The sequence below is a fragment of the Planomicrobium soli genome (assembly GCF_003014655.1).
Lineage (GTDB): Bacteria > Bacillota > Bacilli > Bacillales_A > Planococcaceae > Planococcus > Planococcus soli_B.
In genome coordinates this window covers 121,823-141,683 of record NZ_PYAT01000008.1, presented here as the reverse complement: position 1 = coordinate 141,683, position 19,861 = coordinate 121,823, and the positions used below count along the sequence as shown (strand labels likewise).

Sequence of the window (19,861 nt, the reverse complement as noted above, 5' to 3'; positions counted from 1 at the left end):
ATTGAGAAAAACGAAAATCGTTTGTACGATCGGTCCCGCAAGTGAATCTCCCGAAACGCTTGAAGCATTGATCCAAGCAGGCATGAATGTTGCCCGCTTGAACTTTTCACATGGCAGTCACGAAGAACATGGCACGCGCATTCAGCGGATACGCGAAGCTGCAGAAAAGACCGGCAAAATCGTCGGTATTCTTTTGGATACAAAAGGACCGGAAATTCGAACTCATCAAATGGAGAACAATGGCATTGAACTGAAAACTGGCCAAAAAATAGCCATTTCAATGTCTGAAGTGCTTGGTACTGATGAAGTATTCTCTATCACATACGAAAAGCTGATTGAAGATGTAACGGAAGGGTCAATTATTTTGCTGGACGATGGATTGATCGAACTTCGTACAGAATCAGTTGATAAAGAAAAAGGACTTATCCATACGGTTGTTGAAAACGCAGGAACGCTGAAAAGCAAAAAAGGCGTCAATGTTCCAGGAGTTTCTGTCCAGTTGCCTGGAATCACCGAAAAAGATGCACAGGATATTTTGTTTGGCATCGAGCAAAAAGTTGATTTTGTAGCTGCTTCGTTTGTCAGAAGAGCTTCTGATGTTATGGAAATCCGCAGCTTGCTTGAAAAGAATAATGGCGAGCACATTCAAATCATTCCAAAAATCGAAAACGGCGAAGGTGTCGATAACATCGATGAAATCATCTTGGTTTCTGATGGCTTGATGGTTGCCCGTGGAGATTTGGGTGTTGAAATTCCTGCTGAAGAAGTTCCGATTGTGCAAAAATCGCTTATCGAAAAATGCAATAGTGCAGGCAAACCGGTTATTACAGCTACTCAGATGCTCGATTCGATGCAGCGCAATCCGCGTCCTACGCGTGCGGAAGCGAGCGATGTGGCAAATGCGATTTTCGATGGCACCGATGCAATCATGTTGTCCGGTGAAACGGCTGCAGGAATTTATCCGGTAGAATCTGTGGAAACAATGCACCGCATTGCTATGACGACAGAAGCAGCGCTTAACTACAAGCAAATCGTTTCGGCAAGAAGCAAAGAAAGAGAGTCGAACATGACAGAAGCGATCGGCCAGGCAGTTGCTTATACGGCACTGAATCTGAAAGTCAGAGCAATCATTGCACCGACTGAAAGTGGCCATACAGCTAAAATGATTTCCAAGTATCGTCCAGAAGCTCCGATTATTGCGGTGACTTCTTCTGATGTACCATCACGCAAACTGACTTTGGTTTGGGGCGTCCAGCCGATTGTAGGAACTAAAGTCGAGTCAACGGATGATTTGTTGGAAAAAGCGGTTGATGAAAGCTTGAAACACCACTACGTCAAGCATGGTGACCTTGTTGTCATCACAGCAGGCGTGCCAGTAGGGCAAGCAGGCACTACCAACTTGATGAAGATTCATGTTATTGGCGACATCATTGCTAAAGGCCAGGGAATTGGAAGAGCATCTGCTTTAGGTGCCACTTTAGTTGCAAGAAATGCAGAGGAAGCAAACGCTCTGGATGCTGAAGGTAAAATACTTGTAACTATCGGAACAGACCGCGATATGATGCCTGCCATCAATAAATGCGCTGGCATTATCACAGAAGAAGGCGGATTGACCAGCCACGCTGCTGTTGTAGGCTTAAGCTTGGGCATTCCTGTAATCGTTGGAGTTCCTGATGCAACCAACCTAATCAAAAACAATTACGAAATTACGATTGACGCCGAATCCGGGATGATCTACCACGGACATGCAAGTGTCCTGTAAAGACTGATAAGGAGGGAGGATACTATGATGAAATGGTTCTTTTTAGCACTGGTCATAGTTCCAACACTCGAATTGGCCATTCTTATATGGGCTGGAGGAGCGATCGGATTTTTCCCGACACTCGCCATAATTCTGGCAACCGGTTTGATTGGCGCTTATTTGGCGAAAAAACAGGGGTTAAAAGCAGTGCGCGATATTCAAGAAGCGATGAACAATTTCCAAGCACCGGGCAATCAACTGCTAAGTGCGGCTTTCGTATTGGTAGGCGGTGTGCTGCTTTTGACTCCGGGATTTATATCGGACGCAATCGGATTCAGCATGTTGTTTGCGCCGACCCAAAAAATCTACAAACCAATCGTTTACCGGTTGATACAGAACAAAATGAGAAATACTCGGGTTATCGTACGATAATCCGAGTAAACTCATCCCTTTTTTGGGAAAGTTTTAGAAAAACAAGCGTTTTCATTCACAAAGTATCCAAAATTGATTATAATGGCAAGGTAAGGAATTTAGCATAGGTTCATAAAAGCAGATGAGCCATCATTCTGCCTTTTTTTTTGGAATGATGAATTATACTGAAGAAGGAGCGATTTAGATGACATCGTCAAAAGGATTAGAAGGTGTAGTAGCAACACAATCCGCCATCAGCTCAATTATTGATGACACTCTTACATACGTTGGCTACGATATTGATGATTTAGCAGTAAACGCAAGTTTTGAAGAAGTGATTTATTTGTTATGGCACCAGCGTTTGCCGAAAACAGACGAATTGGCAGAACTTAAACAACAGCTGGCTGACAATATGTCAGTTCCCCAGGCTGTGTTAGATCATTTTAAAACATACGACATCAAAAATGTTCACCCAATGGCGGCGCTTCGCACAGCTGTTTCCATGTTAGGTCTTTTTGATGAAGAAGCAGAAGAAATGAACCCGGAAGCAAACTACCGTAAAGCAATTCGCATACAAGCGAAAATCTCTACGCTAGTTACAGCATTTGGCCGTATTCGCAACGGACAAGAACCGATTGCACCAAAAACGGATCTAAGCTTTGCTGCAAACTTCCTTTATATGCTTTCTGGAGAAATGCCGGAAGATATTGAAATTGAAGCTTTCAATAAAGCGCTAGTGCTTCACGCTGACCATGAGTTGAATGCCTCGACATTCACTGCTCGTGTAGCGGTTGCAACACTGTCTGATGTTTATTCAGGAATTACTGCTGCAATCGGTGCGTTAAAAGGGCCATTGCACGGTGGAGCAAATGAGCAAGTAATGAAAATGTTGACTGAAATCGACTCTGTGGATAACGTTGACTCTTACATCAATGGGAAATTAGCGAATAAAGAAAAAATCATGGGCTTTGGCCACCGCGTATACCGCAAAGGCGACCCGCGCGCTAAACATCTTCGTGAAATGTCTCAGAAGTTGACGAAAATTCGCGGAGAAGAGAAATGGTATGAAATGTCGATTAAAATCGATGAAATTGTAACAGGCCAGAAAAACCTTCCGCCAAACGTGGACTTTTATTCGGCTTCTGTCTACCATTCATTGAACATCGAACATGACTTGTTTACTCCAATTTTCGCAGTATCCCGTACTTCGGGTTGGCTGGCTCATATTCTCGAGCAGTATGCAGATAACCGTTTGATCCGTCCTCGTGCGGAATATATCGGACCAGGCATGCAGACTTACGTACCTGTAGAAGAACGCTAAAAATAAAAATCGGTACCATGGGGCTAGCATTTGGTGCAGCCCTGTGAATTTGACCACAGGAGGCAATTATAAATGGCAAACGGCGAAAAAATAACAGTTGAAAACGGTATTCTAAATGTACCAAACAGCGCAATCATTCCTTTCATTATCGGTGACGGAACTGGGCCGGACATCTGGCATGCGGCTTCGCGCGTTTTGGAAGAAGCAGTAACAAAAGCTTACAATGGCGAAAAAGCTATCGTTTGGAAAGAAGTTCTTGCAGGGCAAAAAGCTTTCGACGAAACTGGAGAATGGCTTCCTGAAGAAACTCTTGAAGTGATCCGCGAATACTTGATCGCAATCAAAGGACCACTTACTACGCCAATCGGCGGCGGTATCCGTTCATTGAACGTAGCACTTCGCCAAGAACTTGATCTTTACACTTGCTTGCGCCCAGTGCGTTATTTCGACGGTGTTCCTTCACCTGTTAAACGTCCAGAAGATACAGATATGGTCATTTTCCGTGAAAACACAGAAGATATCTACGCAGGTATCGAGTACGCTAAAGGTTCTGAAGAAGTTGCGAAATTGCTTTCTTTCCTTCAAAACGAAATGGGCGTAAACAAAATCCGTTTCCCTGAAACTTCAGGAATCGGAATCAAGCCAATCTCTGAAGAGGGCACAAAACGTTTAGTCCGCGCTGCTATCAACTATGCTTTGGTTGAAGGCCGCGAGTCAGTAACGCTTGTTCATAAAGGGAACATCATGAAGTTCACTGAAGGAGCTTTCAAAAACTGGGGCTATGAAGTTGCGGAACAAGAGTTTGCTGATAAAGTATTCACTTGGAACCAATACGATGCGATCAAAGATGAGCAAGGAACAGATGCGGCTAACAAAGCGCAAGAAGAAGCATTGGCTTCTGGCAAAATCCTTATCAAAGACTCGATCGCTGATATCTTCTTACAACAAATTCTTACACGTCCAAGCGAGTTCGATGTAGTTGCTACAATGAACTTGAACGGCGATTATATTTCTGACGCATTGGCTGCTCAAGTAGGCGGAATTGGTATCGCACCTGGTGCGAACATCAACTACGATACTGGACACGCTATTTTCGAAGCAACTCACGGAACTGCACCTAAATATGCAGGCCTTGATAAAGTAAACCCTTCTTCAGTCATCCTTTCAGGCGTTTTAATGCTTGAACACCTTGGCTGGACTGAAGCTGCAAAACTTATCGTTGCTTCTATGGAGAAAACGATCTCTTCTAAAGTTGTAACTTATGACTTTGCTCGTCTAATGGACGGTGCAACAGAAGTGAAGTGCTCTGAGTTTGCTGACGAATTAATCAAAAACTTTTAATTAGAAGAGGGGGAAACCCCTCTTTTTTTGTATTTATCGATAAATCGAACAAATGAAGAAACCACTCCCGGCGGACGTTTTCCGCGGGCGCGGCTTCAGTCGCTTCCTTCGCTTTGTTCAGTCCAGGGTCTTAAGTTCGCGCTGATTCCGCTGGAGTCGCCGCCTCCGTTCTTTCTATTGAATTTCTTCAATTAAAATTAACTGGAACGGCTCTAAAGTTCATAAAGATAATAAAATGGCTTTTATAACCGAAAACCAAGGAGGAGTTTTTATGACATTTAAACGTAAAAAAATTTCTGTAATCGGTTCTGGTTTCACTGGTGCAACGACGGCTTTTCTTTTGGCCCAGAAAGAATTGGGTGATGTGGTACTAGTGGATGTTCCTGAAATGGAAAATCCGGCAAAAGGGAAAGCGCTTGATATGGCAGAAGCAGGCCCTGTCCAAGGTTTCGATGCGCGTGTGACAGGAACTGCAAATTACGAGGATACAAAAGAATCTGATTTAGTGATTATCACAGCAGGCATTGCCCGGAAACCAGGGATGAGCCGTGATGACCTTGTTCAGACAAACCAGAAAATCATGAAATCTGTTACTGCTGAAATTGTAAAAAACTCACCTGATACGACCATCATTGTCCTAACGAATCCTGTAGATGCGATGACGTATACGGTCTATAACGAATCAGGCCTTCCAAAAGAGCGTGTAATTGGCCAATCAGGCGTCTTGGACTCGGCGCGCTTTCGCACGTTTGTAGCAGATGAACTAAACTTATCCGTTAAGGACATAACGGGATTTGTCCTTGGCGGACATGGGGATGATATGGTTCCTTTAGTGCGCTACTCATACGCGGGCGGAATACCGCTCGAGACCTTGATTTCAAAAGAGCGTCTGGATAAGATTGTGGAACGGACTCGTAAAGGTGGAGCGGAAATTGTCAATTTGCTTGGCACCGGTTCCGCCTACTATGCACCAGCAGCATCGCTTGTTAAAATGGCAGAAGCGATCATTAAAGATCACCGCCGGGTGTTGCCGGCAATTGCATACCTCGAAGGCGAATACGGACTGGAAGGCATTTATCTTGGAGTACCTACAATAATGGGTGCGGGCGGTATTGAAAAAATCATTGAAATCGAGTTGAATGAAGAAGAAAAGGCGGCGTTGAACAAATCTGCCGAGTCGGTCAAAGCAGTTATGGAAGTATTAGCATAAATGAGCAGGCAAGATTTTCTTGCCTGCTTTTTATTCTCTATATGAATGCTGTTAGTCGGAACGGTGCTTGCACTTTTCTTGCATTAGTTGTTACTATAAAGGTATTAATAGTTTGGGGAGGGAATTTATTTGTTGCTTGGGAAAAAACGCAAATTAGGCCGTAAAATAGAAGATATTAATACCGGTGAAAAATTGCAGTTAACGGAAAAAATAGAAGACAAAGACTTGCTGCTGTATTTAGGTTTAACAAACGACAGCAATCCACTTTACATTCAGCATGATTTTGCATCACAAACGGTTTTTGAAAAGCCAGTAGTGCCTACGATCATGTTGGCAGGAATTATTTCTTCTGCTATTTCCAAATATTTGCCGGGGCCTGGTACGTATATCAAAGAGCAGCGTTTGAGATTCATCAAACCCGTATATCACTACGCCACAATTGAGTTTTTGCTGGAAGTGACTGAAGTGGATGTAAAAGCCAATGAAGTAACCGTCCGTGTTGAAGCAACAGATGATAAAGGTAATTTAGCGGTCGAAGGAACCATTCTTGCTAACCCGCCACAAATGGTAAATCAGCTGACAACACAAGCAATGGATAATTTTTAGCGCATGGTTTGGGATGGGGGTTCTAAACTGAATGCGGAGGATGTTACTCAATGAAAAAAATATTAATTATTGAAGATGAACACTCGATTGCAACATTATTATCTTATAATCTCGTACAGGCAGGCTATGAAACGATTGTCGCTAATGATGGAAAACAAGGCTACGAATTGGCTACGAGCGAAAATCCGGCTTTAATCGTCCTTGACTTGATGCTTCCTTCGATGGATGGTGTAGAAGTGTGCAAAACATTACGGCAGCAAAAAATCAGTACACCGATTATTATGCTTACCGCAAAAGACGATGAATTTGATAAAGTTTTGGGCCTTGAACTCGGTGCAGATGACTATATGACAAAACCATTCAGCCCGCGCGAAGTGGTGGCCCGCATAAAAGCTGTGCTCCGAAGAACGGAAAACAAACCGGCGGATCCGCAGGACTCTTCAACACCATTGACTTTTGGCGAGCTGACCGTTTATCCAGACCGTTTTGAAGTGTTCATGAGCGAAGAGCAAATTGAATTCACACCAAAAGAATTTGAACTGCTTGTGTATTTAATGGAAAACAAAAATCGTGTTTTAACTCGAGATCAATTGCTTAGTGCCGTCTGGAAATACGATTTTGCAGGAGATACACGAATTGTCGATGTCCATATCAGCCATTTGCGCGAAAAAATCGAAGAAAATAGCCGGAAGCCGACATTCATTAAAACGATTCGCGGATTAGGCTATAAATTTGAGGAGCCACGAGCTATATGAAATCATTTCGGCACCGATTGCTGATCATGATTGTCGGTTGGATTGGATTGCTTTTAGCCAGCCTATTGATTATTGTTTCGCAATTGTTCCCGCTATATGCAAATTTAGAAGACCCAGCGACAATTTGGCTGTTGCTGTTTTTAATATTTGCCACAGCAATGGTCATTTCGACAATCATCAGCCACCGCATCATTAAAATACAGTCGCAGCCTATTGAAAACGTGACAGAAACGGCTTTGGAATTAGTGAAAGGCAATTATCGGGCTCGTGCGGTTGAATCCGGTGCCGTCGGTGCTGTCCAATTAAGTGCTACAATAAATGTACTGGCCAGAAATTTGCAGGAAATTACAGCCATTAGACAAATGGAGCAGGAACGTTTAAAAACGCTGATTGAAAATATGGGCAGTTCGCTTATGATGATCAACCGGCAAGGCCGGGTTTCACTTGTCAACAAACCTTTCTTGAGAGAATTAGCGATGTCCAATGAAAATATCCAAGGGAAATTGTATAAAGAATTGGATATTCCGACTGTGCTCGCCAAATTTATTGAAAACGTCTTTATGACGGAAATGCCGGATAGGGATCAAATTGACTTTTCCATAGGGCTGCATCAAAAACATCTGGATGTCTATGGAGCGCCTATTATGGGAGAACACGAGCGCTGGCTTGGGGTTGTCATAGTCGCACATGATATTTCAGAATTGAAGCGGTTGGAACAGGTCCGAAAAGACTTTGTGGCAAACGTTTCTCATGAATTGAGAACCCCTGTTACTTCGATTAAAGGGTTTTCAGAGACGTTATTGGATGGTGCTTATGAAGATACACCGACGTTATTATCTTTTTTGGAAATTATCCATAAAGAAAGCAATCGCTTAGAGTTATTGATCAAAGATTTACTTGAATTGTCAAAAATTGAACATGCAGGCTTTCAAGTAAAAGCGCAGCCGACTGATATGTCAGCGGTGATTGAACGGGCAGCAGGTATGATTCAACCGCGAATGGAAGATAAAGCAATTCTTTTGAATCTTCAGTTAGAGCCGGTTGAAGTTTTAGGGGATCCTGATCGCCTAATTCAAGTTATGATGAACTTGCTGGCTAATGCCCTTACATATTCTGCATCCGAGACAACAGTCGAAGTGCACCTTTTTAAAGAACAGGAAGAAGCTGTCATCCGAGTAAAAGACCAAGGAATCGGCGTCGAAACTTCTGAAATCGGCCGTCTTTTCGAACGTTTCTATCGGGTTGATAGGGCCAGAAGCCGAAATTCTGGTGGAACTGGCCTAGGCTTATCGATTGTAAAACATCTAGTGGAAGCGCATCATGGAAAAATAACAGTGGACAGCGAAGTTGGGGTTGGCACCACTTTTACAATCTATTTGCCTTTAGCAAGTTAATTTAGGAGGAAAAAATGAAGAATCTACCCTTTTTGCCAATCATTGTAGGTACAGATATGAATGCTTACAATATGGCAATTTCATTTCACGAAGCCTATGGAATCAAACCTATCTTAATAGGAAAAGAGCCATTGTCTTTCACGACAATGAGCACGATCACCGAGACAATTGAACTTCGTTCAGGCTTATCTGACGAAAATCAGTTTGCAGGTATTTTAATCGAAATCGCGAAAAAGTACAAATCTGCTGACAAGGCGCTCCTATTGATTGGAACAAACGATTTATATGTGCGCCTAATTATAGAGAACGCTGAAACTTTAAAAGGTCATTTTGTCTTCAATTACATAAATGAAGAGTTAATGAATCAACTGCAAGTCAAATCAAATTTCTATAAACTATGTAAAGAACATGGCATTGATACACCTACAACGTTTTTCTACGATTGCAGCACAGAGGCACCTTTTGTAGAGAAGATGATGTATCCGGTAATCATCAAACCGAGCAACGGAATTGCTTACAATCAAAATAAATTTGCTGGCCAGCAAAAAGTTTATAAGGTAGAAAACGAGGAAGAACTTCAGGACGTGATTCGTACCATAACAGCGAGCGGCTATCGCGACGAATTGATCATTCAGGATTTCATTCCTGGAGACGACACGTACATGTGGGATTCTGTTATTTACGCAAGCTCAAAAGGCAAGACGCAATTGGTGACATTTGCGCAAGTGGTGCTGCAAGAACATACCGTGACAGCTATCGGAAACTACACAGCATTAATTACGCGTTTTGATGAAGCAATGATGAAAAAGTTGCAGCATTTCCTTGAAGCAGTAGGTTATACCGGTTTCGCCAATTTCGATCTGAAATATGACGCGCGTGACGGTAAGTTTAAAGTTTTTGAAGTGAATATTCGCCAAGGGCGCTCAAGCTATTATGTAACGGCCCTTGGCCATAATATGGCCTCCCTATTCGTTGACGACTTGATTCATGACGTTGAAAAACCAATAACGTATCTGAATGAAGAATTCTTGTTTACAGTAGTGCCGAAAATTGTGCTCCGCAAGTTTGTAGACAATAAAGCCGTTCAAAAAGACATTAACCGTTTGATCAAAAAAGGCAAATACGGCAATCCGTTGTTTTATAAGAAAGACAAGCACCTTAAGCGGAAATTCTATTTGTTTGCCCGCCAAGTGAACTATTACAAGAAGTATAAAAATAATCAATGGTAATTTTACATTAGATTAATACTGGCTTCACATTTGGTTGTTAAGGTGTAATAGAACCCCCCTTCAACCGCAAGAAAAGAAAAAGCCCAGGCATGGGCTTTTTCTTATTCTATTTCTATTTCTATGCCTACATAAGTAAACCTTGTGAAGACACACAAGATCAGCTCCTATAGCGGAAAATTCAATGACCACATCTACAGTTTCGGGTCCTTAAACTAGAGATAATTCGAATACGAATAGGCCTTCATTTCTTTTCTTTTTACCAGCATGGTAAAATAGAGGGAATGAGGGCTTTTTTAGTGAAAGGGGTAATTTTGTGGCGAAGAAAATTTTATTATTGGATGGAAACAGTTTGGCATATCGCGCGTTTTTTGCGTTACCATTGTTAACCAACGAAAGCGGCGTCCATACAAATGCTGTCTATGGTTTTACAATGATGCTCCAGAAAATATTGGAGGAAGAACAACCGACGCATATGATAGTGGCGTTTGATGCGGGGAAAACAACTTTCCGCCATGAGACTTTCAAAGAATATAAAGGCGGCAGGCAAAAAACACCGCCTGAACTGTCGGAACAATTTCCTTATTTAAGAAAGTTAATCGAAGCTTATCAAATCAAAAGCTATGAATTACCGAATTATGAAGCGGATGACATTATCGGGACGTTAAGTCTGGAAGCGGAACAAGCTGGGGATGAAGTAGTTGTCATTTCAGGAGATAAAGATTTAACGCAGCTTGCATCACCATCAACAACAGTTTACATTACCCGAAAAGGCATTACTGACATTGAAAAGTATACAGTCGACCATATACGTGAAAAATACGGCTTGAGCCCGGAACAAATCATTGATATGAAAGGCTTGATGGGTGATGCTTCTGATAACATTCCCGGCGTGCCAGGCGTTGGTGAGAAAACGGCCCTTAAACTATTGGCTGCACATGGAACGGTCGAAGGTGTCTACGCTGCAATTGAACAGCAAAAAGGCAAGATGAAAGAAAAACTCGTTGAAAACGAAGAACTTGCTTATATCAGCAAAAAACTTGCAACGATCGAACGCCATGCACCGATTGAAATTTCCATTGATGAGCTAGCCTACACTGGCCCGGACCATGAAGAATTAATCAAGATCTGGAACGAACTGGCCTTTAAGTCGCTGCTTGAAAAAATAGAATATACCACTGAAGAAACCGTAAAAAAAGAATTGGAGTTTCATGTAATCGACACCTTCGAAGCGTCAATTTTGGAAGAAGAGATGGCGGTTCACCTGGAACTGTACGATGAACAATATCACACATGCGATTTGCTTGGGGTTTCACTAGCGACCGAGGGTTCGACTGTTGTTATTCCGATGGAAACAGTTCAAAATTCAGAGGAATTTAAGGCGTGGCTCAGCGATCCATCGAAGAAGAAATTCATGGCGGATTCAAAAGCGGCGACAGCAGCTTTTTATCGCTGCGGCATTGAACTGAATGGTGTCGATTTCGACTTGATGCTAGGCGCGTATATCGTCAATCCTTCATTGACTTATACGGATTTATCGAGCATCGTGCAGGAATACGGCTATACAGAAGTTTCCACAAACGAGCAGGTTTACGGCAAAGGTGCTAAAAAAGCGGTTCCTGCCGGTGCGGCTTTGCATGAGCACTTAGCTAGAAAAGCGCGTGCGATTTGGGCGGTCCGTCCGGAAGTGGTCCGCAAATTGCAGGAAAACGACCAATTCGACCTGTACGACAAGTTGGAACTGCCGCTTGCTACTATTTTGGGAACGATGGAATCGTTTGGAGTAAAAGTTGATAAAGACCAATTGACAGCCATGGGCAAAGAGTTATCGGAGAAGCTTGCAGAAATTGAAAAGAACATCTATTGGATTGCCGGTGAAAAATTCAACATCAACTCGCCAAAGCAATTGGGCGTAGTGCTTTTTGAAAAGCTAGGCCTGCCTGTGTTGAAAAAGACAAAAACCGGCTATTCGACGGCTGCAGATGTTTTGGAAAAATTGGAAGGGCAGCACGAAATCATTTCCCAAATTTTAATTTATCGCCAGCTCGGCAAGTTGCTGTCGACATATATAGAAGGTCTATTAAAAGAAATTCATGAAGACGGAAAAATCCACACACGGTTCCAGCAGGCCCTGACCACCACAGGCCGGCTAAGTTCGACAAACCCGAATCTGCAAAACATTCCAGTGCGCCTTGAAGAAGGGCGGAAAATCCGTAAAGCGTTCGTGCCTTCCGAACCGGACTGGGTTATGGTGGCTGCGGATTATTCTCAGATCGAGTTGCGCGTGCTTGCCCATATGTCTGGAGATGAGCGCCTGATTGAAGCATTCCGGAATGACCAGGACATCCATACAGCAACAGCTGCCGATGTTTTCCATGTTCCACTAGAAGAAGTGACAGGCGATATGCGCCGCGCAGCAAAAGCTGTAAATTTTGGTATTGTTTATGGCATCAGTGATTACGGCTTATCGCAAAGTTTGACGATTACCCGTAAAGCGGCACAGGAGTTTATTGACCGCTATTTAGCAAGTTTCCCAGGCGTTAAGCGCTATATGACAGACATTGTCGCGAAAGCGCGTAAAGATGGTTTTGTAACAACATTGATGAACCGCAGAAGATACTTGCCGGACATCAACAGCTCGAACTTCAATTTACGCAGTTTTGCGGAACGGACTGCGATGAATACGCCAATCCAAGGAAGCGCGGCGGATGTTATCAAGAAAGCGATGATTAACATGGCAGAAGCATTAGAGCGCGAAGGCATGCAAACGCGCATGCTGCTGCAAGTGCACGATGAATTGATTTTTGAAGCCCCGCCGAACGAATTGGAAAAACTTAAAACATTGGTCCCTGAAGCGATGGAATCGGCAATGGCGTTAGATGTGCCATTAAAAGTTGATTTTGCATTTGGTGACACTTGGTACGATACAAAGTGAGAGGAGATGCCTATAATGCCTGAACTTCCAGAGGTGGAAGGCGTTGTCCGGCAAATACGACCGGCAGCCATCGGCAAAAAAATCCAGGAAGTTTATGTGTCAGACACCATCCGCGTTTCGAAACGCAATGGCAAAGAAGCGATCATCAAACGAATGGAAGCTGATGGGTTTATTGAAAGTTTAATCGGCGCGCAGATTATTAGTGTAGAACGCCGCAGCAAATACATCTATTTTACGTTAAAGACAGCAGGAGATGAATTTCTCCTGGTTAATCATTTAGGAATGTCGGGTGCCTGGTTTTACGTTGACCATCTTTTGTCAATTTCGGAAGAAAAATTTCGGCGCCACGTCCATGTAGTATTAACGCTCAGCGACGGAAATCTATTGGCATATTCGGATATTCGCCGTTTCGGTGAGATGCGTGTCCTGAAAGAAGAGGCGGAATTTCCGCCTCTTCTCCTTATGGCGCCCGAACCGTTCGAAGAAAGAGCGCTCGCACATTTTCTGGCAATGTCGGAAACCCCGAAGTACCGGGCAAAACCGATCAAAGAAGTGATAATGGACGGCCAGGTCATTTCAGGGTGCGGCAATATATACGCTACCGAAGCTCTTTATAAAATGAAGCTTCATCCCAACCGTTCGGCAGGAAGAATCAGCAGGCTGCGGAAAATTGCGTTGTTCGAGACCATTGTAGCGATTCTATTGGAAAGCATTGAAGCAGGAGGCAGCACGATTTCCGATTACCGGAACGTCAATGGGGAATCGGGGAATATGCAAAACCGTTTTGGAATGTATGGAAAAAAACAGTGCATTGAATGCGGCAGTGCGACAAAGACGCTGAAAATAGGCGGGCGAGCGTCGGTTTATTGCCCGGCATGCCAAAAGTGAGGGAACACGCATGATTATTGGACTGACAGGAAGTATTGCGAGTGGAAAAAGCACTGTGTCAAAAATGTTGACCGACCTGGGCTATCCGGTTGTTGATGCAGATTTAGTGGCACGCCAAGTTGTGGAGCCCGGAAAAGAGACGCTAGCAGAAATTAGAAACCTTTTTGGCAGTAAAGTGATTTTGCCGGATGGAACGCTTGACCGGCCAAAACTCGGAAAGTTGATTTTTAATGATCCGGTTAGCCGCCAGCAGTTGAATAATATTATCCATCCCGCTATCCGCAAAGAAATATTGCGGCAACGGGATGCTTTTTTAGCTCAAGGGCATAAAACGGTTGTATTGGATATTCCGTTGCTGTTTGAAAGCAAGTTGCTGAATTTTGCAGAGAAAATTTTGGTTGTCAGCGTTTCAGAAGAAAATCAGTTGCTTCGACTGATGAAGCGCAACGGTTTAACGGAACAAGAAGCGTTGGCGCGTATCGGATCCCAATTGCCAATGGCAGTTAAAGAAGCTGGAGCCGACGCTGTGGTCTTTAATAATGGCACAATAGAAGAAACGAAACAGCAACTCGTGCAAGTATTAAGCGATTGGGGTTTAAAAAATGGAAATGATTAACGTCTTGTTTAGTTATTAATGTTCCCTAATAAGGATAATGTGTTATACTAAATATCAAATACGAATTTAAAGTATAACTTATTTGATGGGGGACGGATAAATGACTATTTCGATTGCGATTAATGGATTTGGGCGGATTGGCCGCATGGTGTTCAGACAAGCTATTTTAATGGATGATATTACGATTAAAGCGGTCAATGCAACTTATCCGCCGGAAACCTTGGCTCATTTGATTAAGTATGACACAAATCATGGCATCTTCTCTGGTGATGTTTCTTTTGATGAAGATTCATTGATTGTAAACGGAAAACGGGTCCAGATTGTCAGTGAACGCGATCCATTGGACTTGCCTTGGAGAGAATTGGGCATTGATATTGTCATTGAAGCAACTGGGAAATTTAATACGCGTGATTTAGCTGGTCTCCACTTAGAAGCGGGAGCAAAAAAAGTCATTTTATCTGCACCAGGAAAAAATGTGGATGCCACCATTGTAGTAGGTGTCAACGACGACATATTGGACATAGAGAAACATCATATAATTTCAAATGCAAGCTGCACGACAAACTGCTTGGCGCCTGTCGCAAAAGTGCTTAGCGATTCGTTCGGCATAGTTAACGGTTTAATGACGACTGTCCATTCTTATACGAACGATCAAAAGAACTTGGACAACCCACATAAGGATCTGCGCAGAGCAAGAGCCGCTGCCCAATCAATCATCCCCACTTCGACGGGTGCAGCGAAAGCGCTGTCATTGGTTCTTCCTGAACTTGAAGGCAAGCTTCACGGTATGGCACTTCGCGTGCCGACACCAAATGTTTCATTGGTCGACTTGGTTGTAGACCTCGAAAGAGATGTGACAGTGGACGATGTTAACGAAGCATTTATCAAAGCTTCAGAAGAAGGAATGGAAGGCATTCTCGCGTTGACGATGGAACCGCTAGTTTCAGTCGATTTCAATACAAACCCAAAATCAGCCATAATTGACGGCTTATCGACGATGGTAATTGATAATCGCAAAGTGAAGGTGCTTGCTTGGTACGATAATGAATGGGGTTATTCAGCCCGAGTTATTGATTTAACTAAAAAAGTGGCAAATGCGCTTGTTTCTCTCGTTTAAAAAATAAATTTTTAACGCCTCTCCTGCTTATAGAGAGGCGTTTTTTGTACTATTATAGAAAAATATCCCTTAATTGCAATCAAATTTGTTGCATTTGAAACCAATACATCATATACTAACAATCGTAGTTAAAAAACAACTACATCTCTTCTTAGTTTTCAGCAACTTTTCACGGAAGCAAGGGAAGAATCTTTATTCACATGACTGCTTAAAGGGTTAGGATCTCTTTGGACTAACTTTCCCCCGTGGTAGTCAACTTTGAATATTTTGAGCACGAAAACAAAATGATATCAAAGGGGGAAAACGAACCATGGAAACAATGGGACGTCACGTAATTGCAGAACTTTGGCAGTGTGATTTTGACAAATTAAACGATATGGATTATATCGAAAAAACTTTTGTTGATGCAGCACTCAAATCAGGAGCGGAAATCCGTGAAGTGGCTTTTCATAAATTTGCACCACAAGGCGTAAGCGGCGTAGTGATCATTTCTGAATCGCACTTAACGATCCACAGTTTTCCGGAGCACGGCTATGCAAGTGTTGATGTTTACACTTGTGGCGATCTTGATCCGACAATTGCTGCGGATTACATCGCTAAAGCACTTGACTCCAAAAACAGCGAAGTTACAGAACTTCCACGTGGAATGGGTCCGGTAAGTGCTGGTAAGACCAAAGTTTCAGTAACAGCATAATCCGTTAACATGAAAACACTAAAGCAGAGGATAAACTCCTCTGCTTTTTCTATTGCAAAAGAATAGGTGGAAGTCCTATTTTTAGGTTAGATTGCTTATCAATCTTTAAAAAGGAATGCACGAAGAAGTCTCATATAATAGATGTGCTAAACAAAAAGCTTTCCTAAGATTTAACAACAATTAGCAAGTTCAATTTATATCGTTATAGATTTTTGGTATACTAGAGAGAATAGAGAGTCTGTTTAGGGAGATGTCAATATGAAGTGTCCGGCTTGCCAACATAATGGAACACGTGTCGTGGATTCGCGGCCAGTAGATGAAAATAAATCAATTAGAAGGCGCAGAGAATGCGAAGCGTGCGGCTACCGTTATACCACTTTTGAAAAGGTGGAAGAAATGCCCCTGATTGTAGTCAAAAAGGACGGTTCCCGGGAAGAGTTCAGCCGCGAGAAAGTGCTTCGTGGTCTGATCCGAGCATGCGAGAAACGACCGGTTTCTCTTGAAGTGCTAGAAGAATTGGTATTTACAATAGAAAAAGACCTTCGCCGGATCGGCAACGCTGAAGTGAAATCAGAGGAAGTCGGAGAAATGGTGATGGAAGGGCTGGCTGCGATTGATGAAGTGGCTTATGTCCGTTTTGCCTCTGTTTACCGCCAGTTTAAAGACATTAATGTATTTATAGAAGAATTGAAGGATTTGCTGAAAAGAAGTCCGGAAGAAAAGAAATCCGAGTAAGGCGGTGACTTATGACTGCACTTTATAAAGAGCTTCAGCCTGCGGATTCGTACAAGATATGCCTGCCCTATCCTTTTTCAAACTATGACCGCCAATTGTTGACGCTCTTATACCAGCCGATGATTGGGTCAGAAGCCGCCGCTTTTTATTTAACGCTTTGGGCGGAAGGTGAGGCGGCAAAAGAAGAGGCCACTCATTACACCTTGATGAATTTACTGGGCTTGCCAATTGCCAAGATTTTCGAAGCGCGGATTCAATTAGAGGCTATTGGATTATTGAAAACGTTCCGGAAAGATGCGGAGAACCGGTCATTTGTGTACGAACTATGCCCACCGCTTGATCCAAAAACGTTTTTTGCAGATCCACTCCTGTCGATGTTCCTGTTTAGTAAAATCGGCGAAACGGCTTATCGGCGCGCCCGGGACCGTTTTATCATCTCTGCCGAAGACATGGGCGGATACGAGGAAGTTTCGCGGACATTTACTGATATTTATCAGCCGGTCCATGCAAAGGCGGGCTATCCGGCTGAAGAGCCGAAATTGCAGGAACGCAAGCGTGCAAGTTTCAATGCAGATACGGAATTTGATTTTGATCTGCTTCAGCAAGGATTATCAGAACAGCTGGTGCCTAAGCGGGCATTGACTGCCTCTATCAAAGATACCATTTCAAAACTGGCATTTTTGTACAGCTGGGGACCGCTGGAAATGCAGAAGGTTATCCTATTGGCAATTGATGACAATTATAAACTGACAGTTGAAAGCGTAAAGCGGGCAGCCTCTGAATACTACAAGCTGACCGTGGCTACAACAGCTCCGAAGCTTGTCCAGATGCATAAATCAGAACCGAAAGCGTCCGAATCGCCAAAAACAAAACAAGAAGAATTGCTGCTTTACCTAGAGTCCGCTTCTCCTGTTGAAGTTCTACGGGATATTGCAAATGGCAAAGAGCCGCTTCCTGCTGATGTTCAATTGGCAAACCAGCTTGTCATGCAACATGGAATGGAACCTCCGGTTGTTAATGTTTTGCTGCAATACGTCCTGCTTCGTACGGATATGAAGCTGACAAAAGCTTATGTGGAGAAAATCGCTTCGCACTGGCTGCGGAAAAAAGTTACGACAGCCAAAGAAGCGATGGATTTGGCGCGAATCGAGCATGCTGAATACATGAAATGGAAATCAGAAGGATCTCCCACGTCGTCTGCTAAATCAAGTTCTTCAACCAGCAGAAAGCCGGTTAGGGAAGAAAAACTGCCGGAATGGTTTTACCAAAAGGATGAAGTGCCAGCTGTTAAAGCGGAGCCCGCAAACAGCAATCTTGAAATAGAAAAACAAAAACTTCTTGCAAAACTTGCGATGAAGAAAGGCAAAGGTGAATAAATGGAGCCGATCCGTGAAACGATGAAACGCGTGGTGAACGCCCCAGCTTTTTCCGAGCGTTATAACGAAATGCGCAAAGAAGTGCTTGAACATCCGGGTGTCCAACAGTTTTTAGAAGAGCATTCAAGCGAAATTGACAAAGGCATTGTCGACAGAGGCATGCACAAACTATATGAATTTATTGGCCAATCGCATGATTGCAATAAATGCCCGGGCCTTGGGGAGTGCATCAACCACTTGAAAGGGTTTGAACCGCATCTTGTACTCGAACGCGGCACCATCGGAATCGATTATGTGAAATGCCGGTCTAAAACAAATCACGATAATAAACGCCAAGCTTCAGCGATGATCCACAGCATGTTCATGCCGAAAGAAGTGATGAATGCCACACTTTCAGGGTTTGAACTGGATGATAGCCGGATGGAAGCATTCCGTGCAGTCGGCGCTTTTTTAGATGAAGCTACCGGCCCAGACAATCTGCCGGAAAAAGGCTTGTTTCTTTACGGCAAATTTGGGATTGGAAAATCCTATTTGCTGAGTGCTGTAGCCAATGAACTTGCGGAAATGCGAATAAAGTCGGTATTGGTTTTTGTTCCTGAATTCATGCGGGAAATGAAGCAGGCGATTGGGGACCAAACGTTGCAGGAGAAAATTGATTACGTGAAAAAAGCGGATGTTCTTATGCTTGATGATATCGGGGCAGAAGCGATGTCAAGCTGGACGAGAGATGAAGTGCTGGGAACAATTTTGCATTACCGCATGGCAGAAAGGTTGCCGACGTTCATGACTTCGAACTTCAGCTATTCAGAGCTGCAGCATCACTTGACCTACTCGCAGCGAGGCGAAAAAGAAGATTTGAAGGCTGCGCGCGTTATGGAACGGATTCGTGCCCTGACAACGCCTGTTAAGATGGACGGACGCAACCGGAGAAATTAAAGAGGGTTAAGTGGAATAGAAAGGCGGAATTTTGCAAAATAGCTCCGCTTTCCTGCGGGCTGCTTCATACATTTCAGTGCTAGCCGTGAAACAACAGCTATAGTGGTTGTCACTTCTGCATTCTAGAAATTGCCTAGCTTCGCCGTACCCAAAGCAGATGAAGAGAGTTGTGAAATTTAATTTTTTGAAGTTCAACATATAAAGTGTTACCTTTATAATTTCCTGTTCTATTAAGAAGAAGGTTGCGTTTTTTTTCTGTTCGCAGTATAGTAAAAACAATCGAAATTTGATTTGAAATGCTAGGACAAGGACAACAGCGGATTTGTACGACTTTTAGAGAGAGAAGCCTCGGCTGCAAGCTTCTTAGTACGGCAAAACGCTTACCACCTTCGAGCAGCGGCTGTGAACTTTTTAGTAGCAGCTGACGGTACCGGCCCGTTAGCCGATGCAGAGCTTCGTTTTGAATGGACCCGTCCATTCAGGATAGAAGAAGGGTGGAACCACGAACTGAGCTTCGTCCCTTTGGGATGAGGCTTTTTTTATTTGCTTAAAAAAAGCG

General features: G+C 43.3%; 18 protein-coding genes. All 18 read left to right on the top strand.

All coding sequences use genetic code 11. The features are described 5' to 3' along the window. Position 1: 1 nt before the first annotated feature. Entirely contained in the window at positions 2-1,762 is a 1,761-nt protein-coding gene (gene pyk / locus B0H99_RS11960) for a pyruvate kinase (RefSeq protein WP_106533912.1), read from the top strand. 24 nt (positions 1,763-1,786) lie between these two features. After that, positions 1,787-2,173, top strand: coding sequence for an FxsA family protein (locus B0H99_RS11955; protein WP_106533911.1), 387 nt, complete (start codon positions 1,787-1,789; stop codon positions 2,171-2,173). 184 nt (positions 2,174-2,357) lie between these two features. Further along, positions 2,358-3,473: a citrate synthase gene (gene citZ / locus B0H99_RS11950; protein WP_106533910.1), complete on the top strand. Its 1,116-nt coding sequence runs from the start codon at positions 2,358-2,360 to the stop codon at positions 3,471-3,473. A 72-nt stretch (positions 3,474-3,545) separates the two neighbouring features. Continuing rightward, positions 3,546-4,814: an NADP-dependent isocitrate dehydrogenase gene (gene icd / locus B0H99_RS11945; RefSeq protein ID WP_106533909.1), complete on the top strand. Its 1,269-nt coding sequence runs from the start codon at positions 3,546-3,548 to the stop codon at positions 4,812-4,814. Positions 4,815-5,085: 271 nt separating this feature from the next. Further along, positions 5,086-6,024: a malate dehydrogenase gene (mdh, locus tag B0H99_RS11940; protein ID WP_106533908.1), complete on the top strand. Its 939-nt coding sequence runs from the start codon at positions 5,086-5,088 to the stop codon at positions 6,022-6,024. 129 nt (positions 6,025-6,153) lie between these two features. Then, positions 6,154-6,630, top strand: a complete 477-nt coding sequence (locus B0H99_RS11935) for a MaoC/PaaZ C-terminal domain-containing protein (RefSeq protein ID WP_106533907.1) — start codon at positions 6,154-6,156, stop codon at positions 6,628-6,630. A 50-nt stretch (positions 6,631-6,680) separates the two neighbouring features. Next, entirely contained in the window at positions 6,681-7,385 is a 705-nt protein-coding gene (locus B0H99_RS11930) for a response regulator transcription factor (RefSeq protein ID WP_106533906.1), read from the top strand. Beyond that, positions 7,382-8,779 carry a two-component system histidine kinase PnpS gene (pnpS, locus tag B0H99_RS11925; RefSeq protein WP_106533905.1) on the top strand — a complete coding sequence of 466 codons (1,398 nt, stop codon included), beginning with the start codon at positions 7,382-7,384 and terminating at the stop codon, positions 8,777-8,779. Before B0H99_RS11930 ends, pnpS begins: the two co-directional genes overlap by 4 nt. 14 nt (positions 8,780-8,793) lie before the next feature. Continuing rightward, a complete protein-coding gene (locus B0H99_RS11920) occupies positions 8,794-10,008 on the top strand; it encodes a carboxylate--amine ligase (RefSeq protein ID WP_106533904.1) in 1,215 nt (404 codons plus the stop codon). A gap of 313 nt (positions 10,009-10,321) precedes the next feature. Next, positions 10,322-12,940 carry a DNA polymerase I gene (polA, locus tag B0H99_RS11915; RefSeq protein ID WP_106533903.1) on the top strand — a complete coding sequence of 873 codons (2,619 nt, stop codon included), beginning with the start codon at positions 10,322-10,324 and terminating at the stop codon, positions 12,938-12,940. Between the two features lie 15 nt (positions 12,941-12,955). After that, positions 12,956-13,828 carry a bifunctional DNA-formamidopyrimidine glycosylase/DNA-(apurinic or apyrimidinic site) lyase gene (gene mutM, locus B0H99_RS11910; protein ID WP_106533902.1) on the top strand — a complete coding sequence of 291 codons (873 nt, stop codon included), beginning with the start codon at positions 12,956-12,958 and terminating at the stop codon, positions 13,826-13,828. A 10-nt stretch (positions 13,829-13,838) separates the two neighbouring features. Continuing rightward, the gene (gene coaE / locus B0H99_RS11905; protein ID WP_106533901.1) at positions 13,839-14,444 is read left to right on the top strand and encodes a dephospho-CoA kinase; all 606 of its coding nucleotides are present in this window, start codon (positions 13,839-13,841) and stop codon (positions 14,442-14,444) included. A 100-nt stretch (positions 14,445-14,544) separates the two neighbouring features. After that, positions 14,545-15,561 (top strand): glyceraldehyde-3-phosphate dehydrogenase, encoded by a 1,017-nt coding sequence (locus tag B0H99_RS11900; RefSeq protein WP_106533900.1) that lies wholly within the window; start codon positions 14,545-14,547, stop codon positions 15,559-15,561. A gap of 310 nt (positions 15,562-15,871) precedes the next feature. Then, entirely contained in the window at positions 15,872-16,255 is a 384-nt protein-coding gene (gene speD / locus B0H99_RS11895; RefSeq protein WP_106533899.1) for an adenosylmethionine decarboxylase, read from the top strand. A 258-nt stretch (positions 16,256-16,513) separates the two neighbouring features. Continuing rightward, complete coding sequence (gene nrdR, locus B0H99_RS11890) at positions 16,514-16,990, top strand: transcriptional regulator NrdR (protein ID WP_106533898.1); 477 nt, start codon at positions 16,514-16,516, stop codon at positions 16,988-16,990. Positions 16,991-17,001: 11 nt separating this feature from the next. After that, positions 17,002-18,366 carry a replication initiation and membrane attachment family protein gene (locus tag B0H99_RS11885; protein WP_106533897.1) on the top strand — a complete coding sequence of 455 codons (1,365 nt, stop codon included), beginning with the start codon at positions 17,002-17,004 and terminating at the stop codon, positions 18,364-18,366. Beyond that, positions 18,367-19,302, top strand: a complete 936-nt coding sequence (gene dnaI / locus B0H99_RS11880) for a primosomal protein DnaI (protein WP_106533896.1) — start codon at positions 18,367-18,369, stop codon at positions 19,300-19,302. Positions 19,303-19,704: 402 nt separating this feature from the next. After that, the gene (locus B0H99_RS18160; RefSeq protein WP_281258872.1) at positions 19,705-19,833 is read left to right on the top strand and encodes a hypothetical protein; all 129 of its coding nucleotides are present in this window, start codon (positions 19,705-19,707) and stop codon (positions 19,831-19,833) included. Positions 19,834-19,861 lie beyond the last annotated feature (28 nt).